This window comes from Humibacillus xanthopallidus (assembly GCF_044793955.1).
GTDB classification, from domain to species: domain Bacteria; phylum Actinomycetota; class Actinomycetes; order Actinomycetales; family Dermatophilaceae; genus Humibacillus; species Humibacillus xanthopallidus_C.
The window spans coordinates 4,286,616-4,305,506 of record NZ_CP084995.1 but is presented as its reverse complement, the minus strand read 5'-3'; the positions used below and the strand labels follow the sequence as shown (position 1 = coordinate 4,305,506).

16 protein-coding genes are annotated in these 18,891 nt (G+C 72.5%); 6 read left to right on the top strand and 10 right to left on the bottom strand.

The features are described from left to right. Nucleotides 1-7: 7 nt before the first annotated feature. The gene (locus LG278_RS19440; RefSeq protein WP_404389255.1) at nt 8-985 is read left to right on the top strand and encodes an NADPH:quinone oxidoreductase family protein; all 978 of its coding nucleotides are present in this window, start codon (nt 8-10) and stop codon (nt 983-985) included. Nucleotides 986-995: 10 nt separating this feature from the next. Next, a complete protein-coding gene (locus LG278_RS19435) occupies nt 996-1,805 on the top strand; it encodes an SDR family NAD(P)-dependent oxidoreductase (RefSeq protein WP_404389254.1) in 810 nt (269 codons plus the stop codon). 39 nt (nt 1,806-1,844) lie between these two features. On the opposite strand, the gene LG278_RS19430 is transcribed toward LG278_RS19435, so the two are convergent. From LG278_RS19430 to LG278_RS19420, 3 genes are read right to left on the bottom strand one after another with little or no spacing between them, the layout of a single operon-like run. Beyond that, a complete protein-coding gene (locus LG278_RS19430; protein WP_404389253.1) occupies nt 1,845-2,372 on the bottom strand; it encodes a hypothetical protein in 528 nt (175 codons plus the stop codon). 42 nt (nt 2,373-2,414) lie between these two features. Continuing rightward, entirely contained in the window at nt 2,415-3,014 is a 600-nt protein-coding gene (locus LG278_RS19425) for a hypothetical protein (protein WP_404389252.1), read from the bottom strand. Beyond that, entirely contained in the window at nt 3,011-3,502 is a 492-nt protein-coding gene (locus LG278_RS19420; RefSeq protein ID WP_404389251.1) for an acyl-CoA thioesterase, read from the bottom strand. The genes LG278_RS19425 and LG278_RS19420 overlap by 4 nt, the downstream gene beginning before the upstream one ends. A 74-nt stretch (nt 3,503-3,576) precedes the next feature. Between LG278_RS19420 and LG278_RS19415 the strand changes: the two genes are divergently transcribed. The 4 genes from LG278_RS19415 to LG278_RS19400 all read left to right on the top strand — a co-directional run bounded on the left by LG278_RS19415 (nt 3,577) and on the right by LG278_RS19400 (nt 9,722). Then, on the top strand, nt 3,577-7,164 hold the full coding sequence (locus LG278_RS19415) for an SNF2-related protein (RefSeq protein ID WP_404389250.1): 3,588 nt from the start codon (nt 3,577-3,579) through the stop codon (nt 7,162-7,164). 20 nt (nt 7,165-7,184) lie between these two features. Then, nucleotides 7,185-7,703 (top strand): cation:proton antiporter regulatory subunit, encoded by a 519-nt coding sequence (locus LG278_RS19410; protein WP_404389249.1) that lies wholly within the window; start codon nt 7,185-7,187, stop codon nt 7,701-7,703. An 11-nt stretch (nt 7,704-7,714) separates the two neighbouring features. Next, nucleotides 7,715-8,944, top strand: a complete 1,230-nt coding sequence (locus LG278_RS19405) for a cation:proton antiporter (protein WP_404389248.1) — start codon at nt 7,715-7,717, stop codon at nt 8,942-8,944. A 157-nt stretch (nt 8,945-9,101) separates the two neighbouring features. Then, nucleotides 9,102-9,722 (top strand): superoxide dismutase, encoded by a 621-nt coding sequence (locus LG278_RS19400; RefSeq protein ID WP_404389247.1) that lies wholly within the window; start codon nt 9,102-9,104, stop codon nt 9,720-9,722. A 111-nt stretch (nt 9,723-9,833) separates the two neighbouring features. On the opposite strand, the gene LG278_RS19395 is transcribed toward LG278_RS19400, so the two are convergent. The 7 genes from LG278_RS19395 to LG278_RS19365 all read right to left on the bottom strand — a co-directional run bounded on the left by LG278_RS19395 (nt 9,834) and on the right by LG278_RS19365 (nt 18,616). Beyond that, a complete protein-coding gene (locus LG278_RS19395; RefSeq protein ID WP_404389246.1) occupies nt 9,834-10,439 on the bottom strand; it encodes a hypothetical protein in 606 nt (201 codons plus the stop codon). A gap of 101 nt (nt 10,440-10,540) precedes the next feature. Continuing rightward, nucleotides 10,541-11,995 (bottom strand): pyridoxal phosphate-dependent decarboxylase family protein, encoded by a 1,455-nt coding sequence (locus tag LG278_RS19390; protein ID WP_404389245.1) that lies wholly within the window; start codon nt 11,993-11,995, stop codon nt 10,541-10,543. An 82-nt stretch (nt 11,996-12,077) separates the two neighbouring features. Beyond that, complete coding sequence (locus tag LG278_RS19385) at nt 12,078-13,412, bottom strand: MFS transporter (RefSeq protein WP_404389244.1); 1,335 nt, start codon at nt 13,410-13,412, stop codon at nt 12,078-12,080. Between the two features lie 143 nt (nt 13,413-13,555). Then, on the bottom strand, nt 13,556-14,740 hold the full coding sequence (galK, locus tag LG278_RS19380; protein WP_404389243.1) for a galactokinase: 1,185 nt from the start codon (nt 14,738-14,740) through the stop codon (nt 13,556-13,558). Further along, complete coding sequence (galT, locus tag LG278_RS19375; RefSeq protein ID WP_404389242.1) at nt 14,737-15,846, bottom strand: galactose-1-phosphate uridylyltransferase; 1,110 nt, start codon at nt 15,844-15,846, stop codon at nt 14,737-14,739. The genes galK and galT overlap by 4 nt, the downstream gene beginning before the upstream one ends. Further along, nucleotides 15,846-16,622, bottom strand: coding sequence for a DeoR/GlpR family DNA-binding transcription regulator (locus LG278_RS19370; RefSeq protein ID WP_404389241.1), 777 nt, complete (start codon nt 16,620-16,622; stop codon nt 15,846-15,848). Before LG278_RS19370 ends, galT begins: the two co-directional genes overlap by 1 nt. 2 nt (nt 16,623-16,624) lie before the next feature. Next, complete coding sequence (locus LG278_RS19365; protein WP_404389240.1) at nt 16,625-18,616, bottom strand: beta-galactosidase; 1,992 nt, start codon at nt 18,614-18,616, stop codon at nt 16,625-16,627. Nucleotides 18,617-18,891: the final 275 nt, after the last annotated feature.

The following is an 18,891-nucleotide window of genomic DNA, read 5'->3' as shown; positions in this document are numbered from 1 at the left end:
GAGCACCATGCGCGCAGCCCGAGTCACCACCCTCGACGGGCCCCGCTCTGTCGTCGTCGAGACCGACGTGGCCGAGCCGGCCCTGGCGCCGGGCCACGTCCTCGTCGACGTGCACGAGGCAGGGGTCAACTTCCCCGACGTGCTCATGACGAAGGGCCTCTACCAGATGCGGCCCGAGCTGCCCTTCGTGCCCGGCTCGGAGTGTGCGGGAGTCGTGCGTGAGGCTGCTCCCGGCAGCGACTTCCGCCCGGGCGACCGGGTGGCGGCCTTCCCGGTGCTCGGCGCCTTCGCGGAGACGGTGAGCGTGCCTGAGGCGATGGTCTTCCCGCTGCCCGACGCCGTGTCGTTCGAGGCAGGTGCGGCACTGCCGATGAACTACCTCACCGTGCAGTTCGCCCTCGACCGCCGGGCGCGGCTCGAGCGCGGCGAGGTCGTGCTGGTGCACGGTGCGGCCGGTGGCGTCGGCACCGCGGCGATCCAGGTCGCGCGAGCCATGGACGCCCGCGTCATCGCAGTCGTGTCGTCGGCCGACAAGATCGAGACGGCCCGCGCGGCCGGTGCGCACCACGTCGTCATGGCCGAGGGATTCCTCGCTGCCGCAAAGGAGCTCACCGATGGCCGTGGCGTCGACGTGGTCGTCGACCCCGTCGGGGGCGACCGCTTCACCGACAGTCTGCGCAGCCTCGCGCCCGAGGGCCGGCTGCTCGTCATCGGCTTCACGGCCGGCCAGATCCCCGAGGTCAAGGTCAACCGCCTGCTGCTCGGCAACCTCAGCGTCGTCGGGGTCGGGTGGGGTGCGTTCTGGCAGCACCGGCCCGACTACCTGAGGTCCCAGTGGGAGGCGCTGCTGCCGCTCCTCGAGCGGGGGCTGCTCGACCCCCTGATCGGCTCGCGCCACCCGCTCGACGACGTGGCGGGCGCGCTCGCCGAGATCGACGAGCGTCGGGCCCGGGGCAAGGTCACGCTCACGATCCGGTCGGCCTAGGTTGGGGCGTATGCCGTCCCGCTCGCGCCCCGTGTCCACCTCCCCCCGCCGGGTGCTCGTCACCGGCGCCGCCTCCGGTCTCGGGCTGGCTCTCGTGCGGGTCATGGTCGCCCGGGGCGACGACGTGCTGGCGACCGACCTGCAGGAGGAGCGGCCCGACGCGCTGCCGACGGGGGCGGCATACCTGACGCTCGACGTGCGCAGCGACGAAGCGTGGGCGGCTGCGCTGGCCCACGTGCGCGACACGTGGGGTGGGCTCGACGTGCTCGTCAACAACGCGGGCGTCGCTGCCGGCGGGCGCATCGACGTCGCCACGATGCAGGAGTGGCACTGGATCGTCGACATCAACCTGCTCGGCGTCGTGCGGGGGTGCCGCACCTTCACCCCGTTGCTCAAGGCGCAGGGGAGCGGGCACATCGTCAACACCGCCTCGCTCGCCGGGCTCGTGCACGCCCCGGGGATGTCTGCCTACAACACGGTCAAGGCCGGCGTCGTCGCGCTCAGCGAGACCCTGTCGCACGAGCTGGCACCGCACGGGATCGACGTCTCGGTCGTGTGCCCCTCCTTCTTCCGGACCAACCTCGGCGCGTCCTTCCAGGGAGCTGACACCGAGATGGAGGAGGCGGGTAAGCGGATGGTGAGCCGGTCGCGGCGCAGTGCCGACCAGGTGGCGCAGACCGTGCTGCGGGGGATCGACGCCAGGCGCGAGGTCATCCTCACCGACCGCGAGGGACACCTCGCGTGGCGTGCCAAGCGCTTCGCCCGTCCGGCCTACACGGCGGTCATGAAGCGCGCGGCAGCCAGGCGTGTGGGCGCCTGACCGGGGCCTCGCCGCCCGTCACCGGCGAGCGGCGACGACTCAGCCGTGCGCAAGCAGCTCGAGCGCGATGACGGCGCACCCGAGCAGGAACTCGGCGAGCAGCACGATGAGCCGCTGCGGCCACGTCAGTGCCACCCGACGCACGGCGAGGTAGCCGATGACGACGAGCGAGGCGACGAGGGCGGCGGCGGACGCCCAGAGCGCGGTCTCGAGAGCCATCGTCTCGGTGATCGCGAGGCCGAGGAAGACGAACGGCAGGCCGAGGGCTCCGAGCGAGCCGAAGCTCACCCGGACCATGTGCCGCAGCTCCGGGCCGGTGGGCAGGGCCGCGTGGACCGCGAGGTGCGAGACGACGTCCGCGACGAAGACCGCCAGCAGCGTGCCCAGCACGACGATGAGCAGCGTCGCCAGTGCCCGAGCCGCCGACTCCGCGTGGGACTGCAGGGCGAGCACCACGGCGAGCGCCGTGAAGGTGATGTAGACGCGTTCCTTGAGCCGCTCTGCCCGCTCACGGTTCAGGTCGCGCAGCTCGTCACGGCCGACGGTGGAGTCAGGGGACCCGGTCATCCACCAAGGATAGGAGGCCGGGACGATCACGGCCGGGACCGTTCAGTGCTCCCGGGCGGCAGAGCGACGCAGCACGACGCTCTCCGGAGAGGGCGCCCCCAGGACCTTCTCGAGGCTGTCGCGCATGAGGCGAGCGGCCTCCGTCGCGGCCCCGGGGTCGCCGGTCACGTCGGTGCCCTCGACGCCCTCGACGCCCTCGACGCCCTCGACGCCCTCGACGGCCGGTGACGCGTGCGCATAGGTGCGGTGGAAGGCCGGCTCGCGCCCGTCCTGCCCCCAGCCGAGGGCGAGCAGGGCCTGCTCCTGCTCGACGCTCAGGTCGCTCAGACCTTCGAACTCCGTGTCGCTGATGCACTCCAGAGCGAGCACACCATCGAGGCGACGAGCCTGGAGGAACACGTCAGCCATGGCGTCGTGCGCGCCCGACGTCGACGGCGAACCCCGCCGGAGCGACCAGCGGCGTGCGCGATCAGCCGGCTCCGCGGCATACGGGGCGGAGCCGTGCGGGCTGCCCTGCTGCCCGGGAGCCGCGGCTGGGGCTGTGGTCACGGTCAGCCACTCGCCGTCGGCGAGGTCTGCGAGCTCGGCGGCGACGCGCGAGGCCCACTGCTCCCACGACTCCGCCGCGGTCGCGCTGCTCACGACCGCTCCGTGAGGGCCGACTCGAGGAGGGTGCGCAGGTGGTCGGGGATGGGCGTCGGCCGACGTGTGGCGGCATCGATCTCGACGTGCACCCAGTGGCCCAGCGCCTTGATGCCGGCATCGTCGGGAGCCGCGCCGGCGGGATCGACGAAGAGTCCGAGCTCGTAGGTGACGCTGCTCTGCCCGAGGCGGGCGACCCGAAGCCCCACCACGAGGCTCGACGGGAAGCCGACCTCGGCGAAGAACGAGCACCCGGACTCGGCCACGACGCCCTGGGTGAGGTCGGTCATCGGGTCGATCGTCGCGTGCTCGGCCTGCCAGCCGTTGATGGCCGAGTCGAACAGCTCGTAGTAGACGGCGTTGTTGAGGTGGCCGTACATGTCGTTGTCGGACCACCGGGTCGTCACCGGCCGGCGCACCGGGAAGTCGTCGAGGGTGAGGGCTCGGGCGGCATCGGCCCGCGAGCGGGTCGTCGCGACGTCGGACATGCATCCATCGTGCCGCACCCGCGGGGCTGGGGATGGGCCCTGGCGGTGTCACCTTCGACACCTAGAGTCGGGGCATGGCGTGGAGCGTGGGGCGGGCGACGTGGGTGGCAGCCCTCAGCGACCCCGAGATCGCGCAGCAGGTGGGCACGCGCACCTTCGACCGAGGCGTCGCGTATGCCGCCGAGGCCCGGGTGCGCTCGATCGCCACCCGCCCCGACGGGCTGATGCTCCTCGGCACCATCGAGGGCAGCGGCTCCGAGACCTACCAGACGATCATCGAGGCCCGGCCGCACCCCAAGGGCCGGGCCCACCTGTGGAGCGGCCGGTGCAGCTGCCCGGTGGGCACCGACTGCAAGCACACCGTCGCGCTCCTGCTCGTGGCCCGAGACGTCGCCCACGGCATCCTCCCGCAGCGGCCCGGCTCCGAGGGGCGCGACGAGGCCCCACCGGAGGGCGAGGACGGCGCGAGGTCGCCGGTCGGTGCGCCGGCGAGCACGGCGACGGCCGGCGGCGAGGTCCACTGGGCCGAGCTGCTCGGCCACGTCCGCCCGCGCACGGCAACCGCCTCACCCACGACCCGCGCGCGACCGGAGCCCCGCGGAGACCTCATGCCGGCGGGCCTCTTCGTCGACACGATCTATCGCGAGCCCCGTGGTGGACGCGGCTCGAGCGGCTCGCGGCTGGCGAGGCCGCGCGGCGCCCTGCCCGAGCCCGGCTACGGCCTGCGGCCGACCCGGTGGACCCGCGCGGGCGCGTGGCACCGCACCCTCTCGTGGCACGACGCGCTGCCGCAGTGGCGCGCCGGCATCCGGCTGCTGCCCGAGCACGAGCGCATCCTCTCCCGCATCCACGACGCCACGCGTCACGGGTCCGGAAGCCTGACCTACTTCAGTGCCGTGCCGCCGATCTCGCTCGATGCGAGCCCCGACATCTGGCCCCTCCTCGTCGAGGCGATCGAGGCCGGCGTGGAGGTCATGCCGGGTGAGGGTGTCGTCGGCCCCGTGCACGTCGCCCCCGAGCCGGCCACCCTGACGCTCGGGGTGATGCGCGCCGACGACGGGTCGGGCGACCTCGTGCTGCGGGTCGCCGTCGAGGGCCTGCCCGACTCGGGCGGGGAGGTGCTGCACCTCGGTGACCCCGTGCACGGCATCGCCGTCTCCACCGAGGACGGGAGTCTGACGCTCGTCCCCCTCGACCAGGATCTCGAGCTGGGGCCCGAGGCCCTCGCCCAGGCGGTCACCGGCATGCGGGTGCCGGCCGCTGAGCGGGCCCGCTTCCTCGGCGGGGCGGTGCCCGGGCTGCGACAGCGGGTGCGGGTGCGCTCGCAGGTGCCGCTCCCCGCACCCGACGCCGGAGACGCGGGTGACGCCGGACCGGCGGCCCAGTCGGGTGCCGGGTCTGGTGTCGACGGGGCAGGTGACAGCCTCGGCGAGGAGGGCTGGCAGCCCCAGCGGGTCACGGTGCACGTGAAGGTCGGCAGCGACATGCCCGGTGAGGTGCGGCTCGACCTCGGCTACGCCTATGACGGCACGCCCCGTCCCTTCACGACGCAGCGTTTCGGCGGCGTGCTCGGGGGCCGCGATCGTGACGCCGAGCTCGAGGCCCTGCGAGCAGCGACCGCGCTCGCCGAGGTGCCCGGCGCCACCCGCGGAGACCGCGACGGGCCCTATGCGCTCTCGCCGCGCATCGTGCTGCGCGGGCTCGCCGCGGCGACCTTCGTGCCCGAGGTGCTGCCGCTCCTCGACGCCGATCCACACATCACCGTCGAGGTCGACGGAGAGCTGCCCGACTACGAAGAGGTCACCTCTGCCCCCATCGTGCGCCTCGGCACCACGGACTCCGTGCCCGCGGCAGTGGTGCCTGCAGCGGGGTCGCCCCCGCGGAGGGCTGCCGAGCCGGGGGACTGGTTCGACCTGCGCGTGACGATCGAGGTCGAGGGCGAGGACGTGCCCTTCGAGCCGCTCTTCGGGGCCCTGGCCCGCGGCGAGGAGGTGATGTTCCTCGACTCCGGCTCGTGGTTCCGCCTTGACCGCCCCGAGCTGCACCGGCTCCGTGCCCTCATCGACGAGGCCCGCGAGCTGGCCGATCCCGAGTCCGGCGGCCTGCGGCTCTCGGCCCACCACGCCGACCTGTGGGACGAGCTCGTCGCCCTCGGCGTCGTCGACGAGCAGAGTGCGCGGTGGGCCGCCAACGTCGCGGCGCTCGGCTCGCTCGACGACGGTCCCCTCGCCGAGGTGCCACCCGACCTGCGGGCCACCCTGCGGCCATACCAGCTCGACGGCTTCCGCTGGCTCGCCCGCCTCTGGGACGCCCGCATCGGCGGCATCCTCGCCGACGACATGGGCCTGGGCAAGACGATGCAGGTCATCGCCACCCTGGCGCGAGCGCACGACCGCGGCGAGGTCGGCGGCGACGCCGGGCCGGTCCTCGTCATCGCTCCGACGAGCGTCGTCGGCACATGGTTGGGTGAGCTCGCCACCTTCGCGCCACACCTGCCCGTGGTCGCCGTGACCGCGACGGAGCGCAAGCGCGGCGTGCCCCTCGCGACCGTGATCGCGGGTGCCGAGGTCGTCATCACCTCGTATGCCGTCCTCCGCCTCGACGACGCGGCCTTCCACTCCGTCCGCTGGGCCGGGGTCGTCCTCGACGAGGCGCAGTTCGTCAAGAACCGGCAGGCCAAGACCCACCTCGCGGTGCGCCGGCTCGGGGCTCCCTTCACGGTGGCGGTCACGGGCACGCCCCTCGAGAACTCGCTGATGGACCTCTGGTCGCTGCTCTCGCTCACCGCGCCCGGCCTCTACCCCCGCCCTGACGTCTTCACGAAGAGCTACCGCAAGCCGATCGAGTCGGGCGAGCGGCCCGAGCTGCTCGACCTCCTGCGTCGGCGCATCCGACCGCTCATGCTGCGGCGCACCAAGGAGCAGGTGGCGCTCGACCTGCCGCCGAAGCAGATCCAGGTGCTGCCGCTCGAGCCCCACCCGGTGCACCGGCACATCTACGACCGGCACCTGCAGCGCGAGCGTCAGCGAGTGCTCGGCCTGCTCGCCGACCCCGAGTCCAACCGCGTCGCCATCCTCGCGGCCCTCACCCGGCTGCGTCAGCTCGCCCTCGACCCGGCCCTCGTCGACCCGGCGCACGCCGGCAAGGCCACCCCGGCCAAGGTCGACTTCCTCGTCGACCAGCTGCGCGAGCTCGCCGCCGAGGGCCACCGCGCGCTCGTCTTCAGCCAGTTCACGGGCTTCCTGCGCGGAGTCGAGGCCGCACTCGCGCACGCGGGGCTCCACACGGCATACCTCGACGGCTCCACGACCGACCGCCAGGCGGTCGTCGACGACTTCCGTCAGGGTGACGCCGTGGCCTTCCTGATCAGCCTCAAGGCCGGGGGCTTCGGGCTGACCCTCACCGAGGCCGACTACGTCTTCGTGCTCGACCCGTGGTGGAACCCTGCGGCCGAGGCGCAGGCCATCGACCGGGCGCACCGCATCGGCCAGAGCCGTCCGGTCACCGTCTATCGGCTCGTCTCGGCCGGCACCATCGAGGAGAAGGTCGTCGCCCTGCAGGAGCGCAAGCGCGACCTCTTCCAGCGGGTCGTCGACGACGGCGGTTCGCTGTCCGGCGCCATCACGGCCGACGACGTGCGCGACCTGCTCGGCGCCGTCTGACTCGGTGCGACAATCGCGCCATGGAGATCGTCGAGACCCTGCTGCCCGGCGTCGGCATCCGCTACGAGCTCGTCACCCGAGAGGGTCGCAACCTCGTCGTCGTCGTGCGGCGCGACGGGGACGTGCAGCTGTGCGCCTACGGTCTCGACGACCCCGACGAGGCCACCGAGCAGCTCGAGCTGCAGGCCGACGAGGCCCTCGCCATCGCCGACCTGCTCGGCGCCGCACGCGTCACCCAGCGCTTCGCCGACCTCTCCCGGGAGGTGCCGGGGCTGGAGTCGGCTCGGCTGTCGATCTCCCCGGGCAGCCCCTACGACGGTCGGCGGCTCGGTGACACGAAGGCGCGCACGCGCACGAGCTGCTCCATCGTCGCCGTCGTGCGCGGCGACGACGTGTCGCCCGCGCCCGGGCCCGAGCACCCGCTGCGGGCCGGCGACGTGCTCGTCGTCATCGGGGGGACGAGCGGGCTCGAGCAGCTCGCCGCGCTGCTCGAGGAGGGCTGGACGCCCCAGGTCCAGGCCCTCGGCCCGGTCTCCTGATCGACGCCAGGATGGACCACCTGGCGCTCCTGCTCTTCGAGCTCGGCCTGATCTTCAGCGGGCTGGCCCTGCTCAGCTGGCTCGCCCGGCGACTCGGGATGTCGGCGATCCCGTTCTTCCTCCTGGCCGGTCTGTTCTTCGGACGGGGCGGGCTCGTGCCCATCGACGAGGCGGCTGCCTTCATCGAGGTCGGCGCGGAGATCGGCGTGCTGCTGCTGCTCCTGCTCCTCGGGCTGGAGTTCACCGCGACCGAGCTCGTCGACAGCCTGAAGCGTCACCGGCGCTCGGGCATCGTCGACTTCGCCCTCAACTTCACCCCGGGTCTCGTCGCAGGTCTGCTGCTGCAGCTCCCCGTCGTCGCCGCCGTCGCGCTGGGTGGCGTCACCTGGATCTCCTCCTCGGGTCTCATCGCCCGACTGCTCGACGACTTCGGGCGACTCGCCAACCGTGAGACGCCCGCAGTCCTGTCCGTCCTCGTGCTCGAGGACATCGCGATGGCGCTCTTCCTGCCCCTGCTGCTCGTCCTGCTCTCGGGCGGCGGCCCGCTGCAGGCCCTCGGCGGAGTCGCCCTCGCCGTGGGCGCCGTGACGCTGGCGATCCAGGCCGCCAAGCGGGCCGGGCACCGCATCGCCCGGGTGCTCCGGACCGACAACGACGAGCAGGCCCTCTTCCTCCTCCTCGGGCTCACCCTGCTCGCGGCCGGGGTGACCCAGGGCCTCGGTGCGAGCGCCGCCGTCGGCGCCTTCCTCGTCGGCATCGCGGTGCCGACGGAGGCCGGTGACCGGGCTCGGACCCTGCTCGGTCCGCTGCGTGACTTCTTCGCCGCCGTCTTCTTCGTCGGCTTCGGGCTGACGACCGCGCCCGCCGCGATCTGGCCGGTGCTGCCCGTCGCGCTCCTGCTCGCCGTCGTCACGGCCCTGACCAAGGTGGGCACCGGCTGGTATGCCGCGGCCCGTGACGGGGTGCTCTTCAAGGGACGACTGCGCGCCGGCACCGCCCTCATCGCGCGCGGCGAGTTCTCCATCGTCATCGCCGGACTCGCCGCAGCGGCCGGCAGCGCGCAGATCAAGCCGATCGCGACGGCCTACGTGCTCGTCCTCGCCGTGGCCGGGCCGCTGCTCGCCCGCTACAGCGACGCCATCGCCGACCGCCTGCGGCCACCGCCCCCTCGGGTGAAGCCACCCGCGGCGCCGCGGCACCCACCCGGAGTCACCGGTGACGTCACCGGTGTCACGGAGTGAGCCGACCGGCATACCTCGGGGTTCGCCCGTGTTGGCGCGAGGGTAGGAAACATCTGCGTCAGGTCCGTCAGGACACCCCGCCCCCACCCTTGCCGGAGGCCTCCCGCCCCGGCATAGAGTGGTCGGAGCCTAAAGGTCTCCACGAAAGGAACTTCAAGTGGCTTACACGCTTCCCGAGCTCGACTACGACTACGCGGCCCTCGAGCCCCACATCAGCGCTCGCATCATGGAGCTGCACCACAGCAAGCACCACAAGGCCTACGTCGACGGCGCCAACGCGGCCGTCACCAAGCTGGAGGAGCTGCGCGAGTCGGGCGACTACGCCGCACTCAACGGGGTGGAGAAGAACCTCGCCTTCCACCTCGGCGGTCACACCAACCACTCCGTCTTCTGGAAGAACATGAGCCCCGACGGCGGTGGCCAGCCCGAGGGTGAGGTCGCCTCGGCGATCACCGAGTACTTCGGCGGTTTCGAGAAGTTCCAGGCGCACTTCAACGCCAACGCCAACGCCATCCAGGGCTCCGGCTGGTCGATCCTCGCGTGGGACACCATCGCGCAGCGGCCGCACATCATGCAGCTCTTCGACCAGCAGGGCAACATCCCCGTGGGCCAGATCCCGCTGCTCCAGCTCGACATGTGGGAGCACGCCTTCTACTTGCAGTACGAGAACGTCAAGGCCGACTACGTCAAGGCCTGGTGGAACGTCGTCAACTGGCAGGACGTCGCCGCTCGCCTCGAGCGCGCCCAGGCCACCAAGGGACTCATCCTCCCCGCCTGACCCGCCTCTCGCGTCGACGAAGGGCGGCCACCCCGTGGGGTGGCCGCCCTTCGGCATGCGTCCGACATCGACGGAAGACCCTGTGGCCGTGGGTCTCCGGGCGGTCCCGCTTCAGCGGTGCAGCAGGCCGATCATCGCTCGACCGGTCACGGCCGCCATCGTGACTGCCATCGCGAGACCGGCCAGCAGGCCGATGGCGATGCGGAGCCAGAGCTCCTGACCCTCCTGCCACAACGGCGTGCTGATCGCGACGAACACGCCGAGCGCCAGCGTCCACGCGAGGGCAGTGCCCAGGATCCACCGGCCGGCCTGAGGGACGTGGTGACGCAGCTCGAGCCACTGCGCGGCCCCGATCGAGGCGAGCAGTGCGAGGCCCAGCACAACGAACAGGGGCACCTGGAGGGCGGGAGCCCAGCCCGACCACGTCTCCCAGAAGGTGCTGGGCAGCACTCCGATCGCGTAGGCGGTGACGGCTCCCGCCGCAGTGAGCCCGACCCACGTCGCGGGGGCCAGTGCGGGTAGCTCGGCCCTCAGGGCGAGCCACTGCGCACCGCCGAGAAGCCCGCCCTCGACGGCGCCTGCCGCGAGCAGCGCCGGGACGAGGATCGCGGCGGACTCGTCGTACAGGGTGGCGCCGACGACTGCTGGCACAGCGAAGCCCAGCGCTTCGCCGACGGTCACGACGACGATCCAGCGGCGCAGAAATCCCGGCCTCATGCCTCTCAGCGTAGGCAGCGCCGCCCGCGAGTGGTGGTGTCACGGTGACGCTGACGGCAACCTCACGTCGGTGGGTGATGTCGGCCCCTGGCGTGGCCACGTCACGGCGACGACGGTCGCGCGAGGCGGTCGATGACCCCGAGGAGCAGGGCCTCGCGCAGCGCGGACGGCAGCGCGTCGAGGAGGGCGTTGAGGGGTGCCATCCGCTCGGGGAGGGTGATGCCTGCGCCACCCGCGCCCCCGCTGAGCCCCGCGAGGGCGAGCAGCCCGTCCAGCGCTGCGTCGTCGAGGGTGGCCGGGTCGAGCGACGCTGCGGCGGACACGAGCTCGGCCGGGACCTGTGCCGGCCCGGCGGCTCGGGCGGCAGCGGTCGCATCGGCGAGATCACGAGCGATCTGGTCGGAGGCCGTCGCCGTCGCAGCGCTGAAGGTCAGGTGCAACGTCGCGGGGAGGTCTCCGAAGCGCATCTGCGGCTGGACGTACCACCCCCGCGCCAGCATCTCGTCACTGATCGTGAAGACGTCACACGTCGCGTCGGTGATCAGAGAGAGCAGTGTCGAATCCGGCTGCGCCGCAAGCGAAAGACCTGGTATGCCGCTGACCGCGGTTGCGAGGGCGAGCGTGGCTTCGCGTGCCGTGCGGGCGAGCGACGTGTAGCGGTCAGCCCCGATGTGGTGGACGACGGCCCAGGCGGCGGCGAGCGGGCCGCCGGACTTCGTCGACTGCGCTGTCGTGTTGAGCATCGTGTAGCCGGGCCAGCGCGCGGAGGCGAAGAGGTGCGGACGACGCAGGGCGGCCGAGGCGTGCAGCAGGATCGAGACACCCTTGGGCGTGTAGGCGTACTTGTGCAGGTCGAGCGACAGGCTCGTGACGCCCTCGACTGCGAAGGTCCAGGGCAGCTGGTCCGGCTCGGCGGTGCGCAGGTGCGGGAGCACCCACCCGCCGATGCACGCGTCGACGTGGCATCGCACCCCGGCAGCCGCGGCCGCGGCGGCGATCGGCCCGACCGGGTCGATGACGCCATGGGCATAGGACGGTGCGGATGCGACGACGAGCACGGTGCGCTCGTCATTCGCGGCAGCCATCGCCTCGGGGTCGGCCCGCTTGGTGACCGGGTCGACGTCGACGAAGACCGGCTCGACCCCGAGCCAGTGGGCGGCCTTGTGGAAGGCCGCGTGCGCCGTCGTCGGCAGGACCATCCGCGGTGCGGTGATCTCGGGCCGCCCGTCACGGGCGGCGAGCACCGCGAGCAGGATCGACTCCGTGCCACCCGAGGTGACGACGCCGGCGAATCCGTCTGGGGCATCGACGAGTCGGCCGGCGATGCCGACGAGGTCGTTCTCCATGGCGAGCAGCGAGGGGAAGGCCGTCGGGTCGAGGCCGTTCGTCGAGGAGAACGAGGCGAGCGCCTCGCGGCCGATCGCATCGGCCTCGGCGAGACCCGAGTCGTAGACGTAGGCGAGGGTGCGACCACCATGAGTTGGCAGGTCACGGGCGCGCATCGCCTCCAGAGCGCCCCGGATCTCGTCGGGGGAGAGGCTCAGGTCCGTGCCCATGGTCGACCTTTCGACGTCGGTCGAGGTGATCGTGAGAGGCACGTGGGTGCCGGGATCGCCTCGATTCGGGGTGGGGGTGGGGTCATCGCGACCCCTCGAGGCGGTAGCCGCGGAGGGCGAGGAGGGAGATCGCGACGAGCGCAGCCGGGACGAGCGAGAAACCGAGGGCGATCGCGGTGACCGCCGAATCGGGTTGGACGGCAACCGTCCCGGTGGACGACACGTAGCCCCCGAGAGCGAGCACGACGGCATACACGGCGGGCCCGAGAGCGAGGCCCAGCGTCTCCCCGGCGGTCCACACGCCGGTGTAGAGACCCACGCGCGACTGCGCGTCGCCGGTGCGGCTCGCCACGTCGGGGAGCATCGCCATCGGGAACATCTGCGCGCCCGCGTAGCCGACCCCGACGACGGCAACGCAGAGGTAGACCACGCCGGCGGGCATCGAGCGCGACAGGACCAGGGCGAGGGCCCCGCCCCCGAGGAGGAATGACGCGAGGAGGTAGCCGCGCTTCTTGTCGCGGGCCGTGCCGTAGCGCTGCCAGAGCGGGGTGACGACGAGCGCGGGCGCGACGAAGCAGACGAAGAGCAGGCTGGCCGCGCTCGGCGCACCCAGCACCCACCGTGCGACGTAGTCGACGCCGGCGAGCATCGCGCCCGTGGCGAGCGCCTGCAGGACGAACGTCGTGAGAAGCAGCCGGAACGGCCGGTCCGAGCGGATGAGGCGCAGCTGGTCGCCGAAGGACGTGCTCGTCACGGCGCCCGCCACCACGCGCGCCCGCTTCGTGCCGTGCCAGGCGCCCCACGCGCCGAGGGCGATGAGTGCCGCGACGAAGAAGCCCACCGCGCGGTAGCCCCATACGGGCCCGAACGCCTCACGGATCACCGGCGAGAGGCCGCCGCTGACGAGGATGGCGAGCGCGAGGATCGCGACGCGCCACGTCATGAGCCGGGTGCGCTCGTCGTAGTCGTCGGTGATCTCGGCGGGCATCGCGACGTAGGGCACCTGGAAGAAGCTGTACGCCGTCGCGCAGGCGAGGTAGGCCACGGCCACCCAGGCGGCGCCCGCCCAGGGCGGTGAGGTCGGGCCGAGGAAAAGCAGGGCGAAGCAGGCGGCGAGGAGCAGGCCCGCACGGATCAGGAAGGGCCGACGCTTGCCGTCAGGGTGCTGCGAGCGGTCGCTGATGCGCCCGGCGACGGGGTTGAGCACGACGTCCCAGGCCTTGGGCGCAAAGACGATGACGCACGCGAGGGCTGCGCTGACTCCGATGCGGTCGGTGAGGTAGGGCAGCAGCAGCAGGCCGGGCACCGTGCCGAAGGCGCCGGTCGCCACCGACCCGAGCCCGTAGCCGCGCCGAACCGCAGCGGGCAGGGCAGAACTCGGGACAGGGCTCGGGGCAGGCGACGTCGCCGAGGTCATGCGTCGCACCCTAGCCAGCAGGGCGTGGGGATGTGGGCACTCGACGGATTGGGGGGCGTCAGAAAGTGGGCACTCGACCAGGGAGAGTCGAGTGCCCACTCACCTACGCGTCTGCGGGCCTCGACGTCGCGTCAGGCGTCGCGTCAGGCGTCGCGGTGCGCGGGGGCGCTCGCGACGACGGCGAAGGAGACCGGCGGCGTGTAGCCGTGCTCCTCGAAGGCCGCCGCGACCGCCCCCGCCACCTCTTCGACCCGGCCGGCGGGCACGATCGCGATGCACGATCCGCCGAAGCCGCCGCCGGTCATCCTGGCGCCGAGCGCGCCGTGGGCACGCGCGGTCGCGGTCGCGACGTCGAGCTCGTCGCACGACACCTCGTAGTCGTCGCGCAGCGAGGCGTGCGAGGCATCGAAGAGCCGCCCGACCTCGGCGAGGTCTCCGGCTCGTAGGGCACCGACCGTGAGGGTGACGCGCTCGATCTCGGTGACGACGTGACGCACCCGCTGCCGCTGCTCCTCGGAGTCGAGACGGCCCAGCGTCCCGTCCAGGTCGGCGGGGGCGATCTCTCGCAGCGTCTCGACCCCGAGGACCCGGGCTGCCTGCTCGCACGCGTCGCGCCGAGCGGCATACTGCCCGTCGACGAGTGCGTGCTCGGCCCGGGTGTCAGTGACGAGCAGCGCGTGCCCGGCACCGGCGAGGTCGAAGGGCACCTGCTCCGTGTCGCCGGACCGGCAGTCGAGCAGCAGGGCCGCGGCCTCGTCGCAGAGCAGCGACGCCGACTGGTCCATTCCTCCGGTCGGTGCGCCGGCGATGACGTTCTCGGCCTCGACGCACAGGGCGGCGAACCGGGCCCGGCCCTCGGCGGAGTCGAGCAGGCCGAGGCCGTGGAGGTCGCTGACGGCGGCCGCCACCGCGCACTCGAGCGCTGCCGAGCTCGAGAGCCCGGCGCCGAAGGGCACGGTGGAGTCCACGACGACGTCGAGGCCCCCGACCTCGAGCCCGTCGCGCCGCAGGGCCCACAGCACGCCGGCGACGTAGGCAGCCCAACCTCCCGGGCGGTCGGGCGAGATGTCGTCGATCTCGACCTCGGACGTGCCCTCCTGCTGCGCCGAGACCATGCGCACCAGGTCGTCGTCACGGCGCGAGACCGCGGCAAACGTCCTCTGCGGCAAAGCGATCGGCAGGCAGAGTCCGCCGTTGTAGTCGGTGTGCTCACCGATGAGGTTGACCCGGCCCGGCGCCGACCACACGCCGTCGGGTGCCGCCCCGAAGGTCCTCTCGAAGGCGGCGGTCACCGCTGCGACGACCTCGGCCCCGCTGCGCTCGCTCACGGGGCCACCTCGCGCAGGCGGGCGGCCGCGCGCTCGGGAGCCACGTCGTTGACCCAGCCGCCGACGCCGGACTCCGAGCCGGCGAGGAACTTCAGCTTGCCGGGTCCACGCAGCACCGAGACGAGCTGCAGGTGCAGCCGCGACACGTCACGACCGGTCTTGGCCGGAGCCTGCTGCCACGCGGAGATGTAGGGCAGCCGCACCGGTGCGCCGTGCTCGTCGACGTGGTAGCGGTCGAGGCGCCCCAGCAGGTCGCGGTAGACGGCGGCGAGCTCGTCGCGCTCCGCGTCGTCGAGGGCGTCGAGGTCAGGCACGTCGCGGTGCGGGGCGAGGTGCACCTCGACCGGCCAGCGGGCCGCAAAGGGGACGTATGCCGTCCAGTGCGTCCCCGAGAGGACGACCCTCGAGCCGTCGGCGCGCTCGGCGGCGAGGATGTCGGCCCCCAGCAGCCGCCCGGTGCGCTCGTGGTGGCGCCGCGCCGCGTCGAGCAGCTGCGCCGAGCGGGCGGGCAGGTAGGGGTAGGCGTAGATCTGACCGTGCGGGTGGGGGAGGGTGACGCCGATCTCCTTGCCGCGGTTCTCGAAGCAGAAGACCTGCTCCACCTCCGGCCGGGCGCCGAGCTCGCGGGTGCGATTGGCCCACGTGTCGATGACGGTGCGCACGCGCTCGACGGGCAGGTCCTTGAACGACGCCTCGTGGTCGCTGGTGAAGCACACGACCTCGCACCGGCCCGCTGCGGGGCGGGTGCCGAAGACGCCTGCAGGATCAGGGGCGTCGGCTCCCTCTGCACCGATCGAGTAGGACGGGAAGCGGTTCTCGAAGACGACGACCTGGTAGTCGCGCTCCGGGATCTCGGACGGCATCGACCCGAGCCCGGCCGGGCAGAGCGGGCACTCGTCCTTGGGCGGCATGAAGGTGCGGTTCTGCCGGTGCGAGGCGACCGCGACCCAGTCCGCGACGAGGGCATCCCACCGGATCTCGCCGGCATGGACGCGCTCCTCGACGGGGCGCGGGTCGACGGCATGGCGCTCGGGGGCGCCGGGCTCGTCGACGTAGATGATCTCGCGGCCGTCGGCGAGCTCACGTCTGGTGATCCGGTTGTGCATCAGGCCTCCACGATCTCGAGCGAGCCCACGGCGTCGGAGAGCGCGGCTCGGGCCCGCTCGGGCAGGCCGTTGTCGGTGACGAACAGGTCGATCTCGGAGAGGGCGGCGAAGGTGCTGAGGCCGATCGTGCCCCACTTCGAGGAGTCCGCGAGCACGCACACGTGGCGGGCCGAGGCGACGAGCGCCCGGTTGGTCTCGGACTCCACGAGGTTGGGCGTCGTCAGCCCCGTCGTGGCGTCGACACCATGGGCGCCGAGGAAGAGCAGGTCGACGTGCAACGAGCGCAGGGCGGCGACGGCGACGGGGCCGACGAGGGCGTCTGAGGGCGTGCGCACACCGCCCGTGAGCACGACGGTCTGGCCAGGGGCCCCCGACTCGTGGAGCAGCTGGGCGACCGGCACGGAGTTGGTGACGACCGTCAGCTGCGGCACGTCCTTGACCGCCCGGGCGAGCTCGAAGGTCGTCGTGCCGGCTGAGATGCCGATCGCGCTGCCGGGGGCCACCCGCGTGGCGGCGGCCTGGGCGATCGACTGCTTCTGGCCGAGCTGGAGCAGCGACTTGGCCGAGAAGCCCGGCTCCTCGCTGCTGTGCGCGCCGCCGAGGGCGAGGGCGCCACCGTGGACGCGCTCGAGCAGGCCGTCGCTCGAGAGCCGCTCGATGTCGCGCCGGATCGTCATGTCGGAGACCCCGAGACGCTCGACGAGCTCGGACACCTTGACGGCGCCGGCCTCCTCGACGAGGTCGAGGATGACCGAGCGGCGTTGGCTGGCAAGCATCGTCACTCCTCCCGGATCACGGCGGCGCCACCGGGAGCGAGTCGCACCGCGCCGTCGATGGCTCCGTCGGCGACGAGGTCGTGGCCCGTGGCACGCACCGTCTGCTCGGCGTCGGTGTGGTTGAGCAGGAAGAGCCACGAGCCCGAGTCGTCACGGCGCCGGGTCGCCTCGACCCCGCGCGGCAGACCCGTGACCGTGGGCTCCACGCCCGCGGCCGACAGCACGCCGTCGAGCAGGGCACCGAGACGCTCGTCGTCGGGGAGGGTGCTGAGATACCAGGCGGCACCGCCGCCGACGTCGCGGCGCGTGACCGCGGGACGACCGGCGAGGGGCCCGACGGCATACGTCGACACGACCTCGGTGCCGGGGAGGACGGTGACGTCCTCGCTCCACCACGTGCCGGTGCCGTCGGCCAGCTGCACGGTGTCGTCGGGGCCGAGCGGGAAGAACTCCTCGACCCGCACGCCGAGCAGGTCGCGGAAGGCGCCCGGGTAGCCGCCGAGGCGCACGTGGTCGTGCTCGTCGCTGATGCCGGAGAAGTAGGTGACGACGACCTGGGAGCCGGCCTCGGCCGCGGCGGCGACGGTCGCGGCGTGCTCGTCGGTGACGAGGTAGAGCTGGGGCACGACGACGAGGGCGTAGCCCGTGAGGTCGGCGCTCGGGTGCACGACGTCGGCGGTGACGCCGCGATCGTGCAGCTGGCGGTGGATCGCGTGCGCTGCCTCGAGGGCGTCGAGCTCGGAGGACGGCATGCAGGGCCCCTCGGCCGCCCAGATCGCCTGGTAGTCGTGCAGGATCGCGACGCGCGACTCCACCCGGCTGCCGACGAGCTCGCCGAGCCGGCCGGCGATGCGCCCGAGCTCCTCGACCTCGCGGAAGCGGGCGCTGTCGGCGCCGGCGTGCGGCACGACGGCGCTGTGGAACTTCTCGGAGCCGGCGCGCGACTGGCGCCACTGGAACCACGCGATGGTGTCGGCGCCCCGGGCCACGTGGGCGAGCGCGTCGCGGATCGTCTGGCCGGGCGCCTTGGCGTGGTTGGTCGGCTGCCAGTTGACCGCGCTCGTCGAGTGCTCCATGAGCATCCACGGGGCGCCGCCGGCAAGGCCACGGGTGAGGTCACCGCTGAAGGCGAGCTCGGCGCGGGGGTGCTGGAGGGCGTCGACGATGTAGTGGTCGGTGCTGACGACGTCGACCGTCGGGGTCCACTGGGTGTAGTCGAGGTGGCGGAAGTGCTCGAGGGTCATGAAGTTCGTCGTGACGGGCACGCCCGGCGAGAGCTCGTCGAGCACGGCGCGCTCACCGCGCATGTGCTCCAGCAGCGCGTCGGAGCTGAAGCGCTTGTAGTCGAGCACGTGCGTCGGGTTGTTGAACGTCGTCGAGCGGCGCGGGGGCAGGATCTGCTCCCAGTCGGTGTAGCGCTGGCTCCAGAAGGCCGTGCCCCACGCGTCGTTGAGCGCCTCGAGCGCGTCGTAGCGCCGACGCAGCCACGCGCGGAAGTGGCGCGCGCACTCGTCGCAGTAGCAGGGCAGGTTGTGGCAGGCGTACTCGTTGGAGACGTGCCACATCGCGAGGCCGGGGTGGTCGTGGTAGCGGGTCGCCATCTGCCGCGTCAGCGCCAGGGCGTACTCGCGGAAGACGGGGGAGGTGGGGCACCACGTCTGCCGGCTGCCCGGCGAGAGCGTGTGCCCGTCGACGTCGACGGGCAGGATCTCGGGGTGGGCCGCCGAGAGCCACGGCGGCGGGGTGGCCGTCGCCGTCGCGAGGTCGACGGCGATGCCGCCGGCGTGCAGCTTGTCCATGATCGTGTCGAGCCACTCGAAGTCGTACTCGCCCTTGGCGGGCTCGAGCCAGCTCCACGAGAAGATGCCGAGGCTGACGAACGAGATGTTGGCCCGCTGCATCAGGGCGATGTCCTCGTCCCAGACAGGGCGGGGCCACTGCTCGGGGTTGTAGTCGCCACCGAGTGCGAGGGTCTTCGTCGGCCATGAACGCATGGCACACAGGGTGTCGCCTCCAGTGCGGCGATGTCAACATTTTCAAACATTCCGGGTGGGTCCGGTTCACGAGCGTTCTCGGCTATTGGCGGTCGTGCACCCCCGGCCAGGCGACCGTCCGGCCGAGGAGGTCCTGGCTGCAACCGGGCTGGCGGACACGCCCGATCCGTGCGTGCACGAGCCGAATCCCGTTTACAACGGTGTAAATTCGCGGTCCTCCGGCATCGCAGGTCTCGGTTCGGTCGCGGACGTCTGCGAGTCTTCGCGAATCGCTT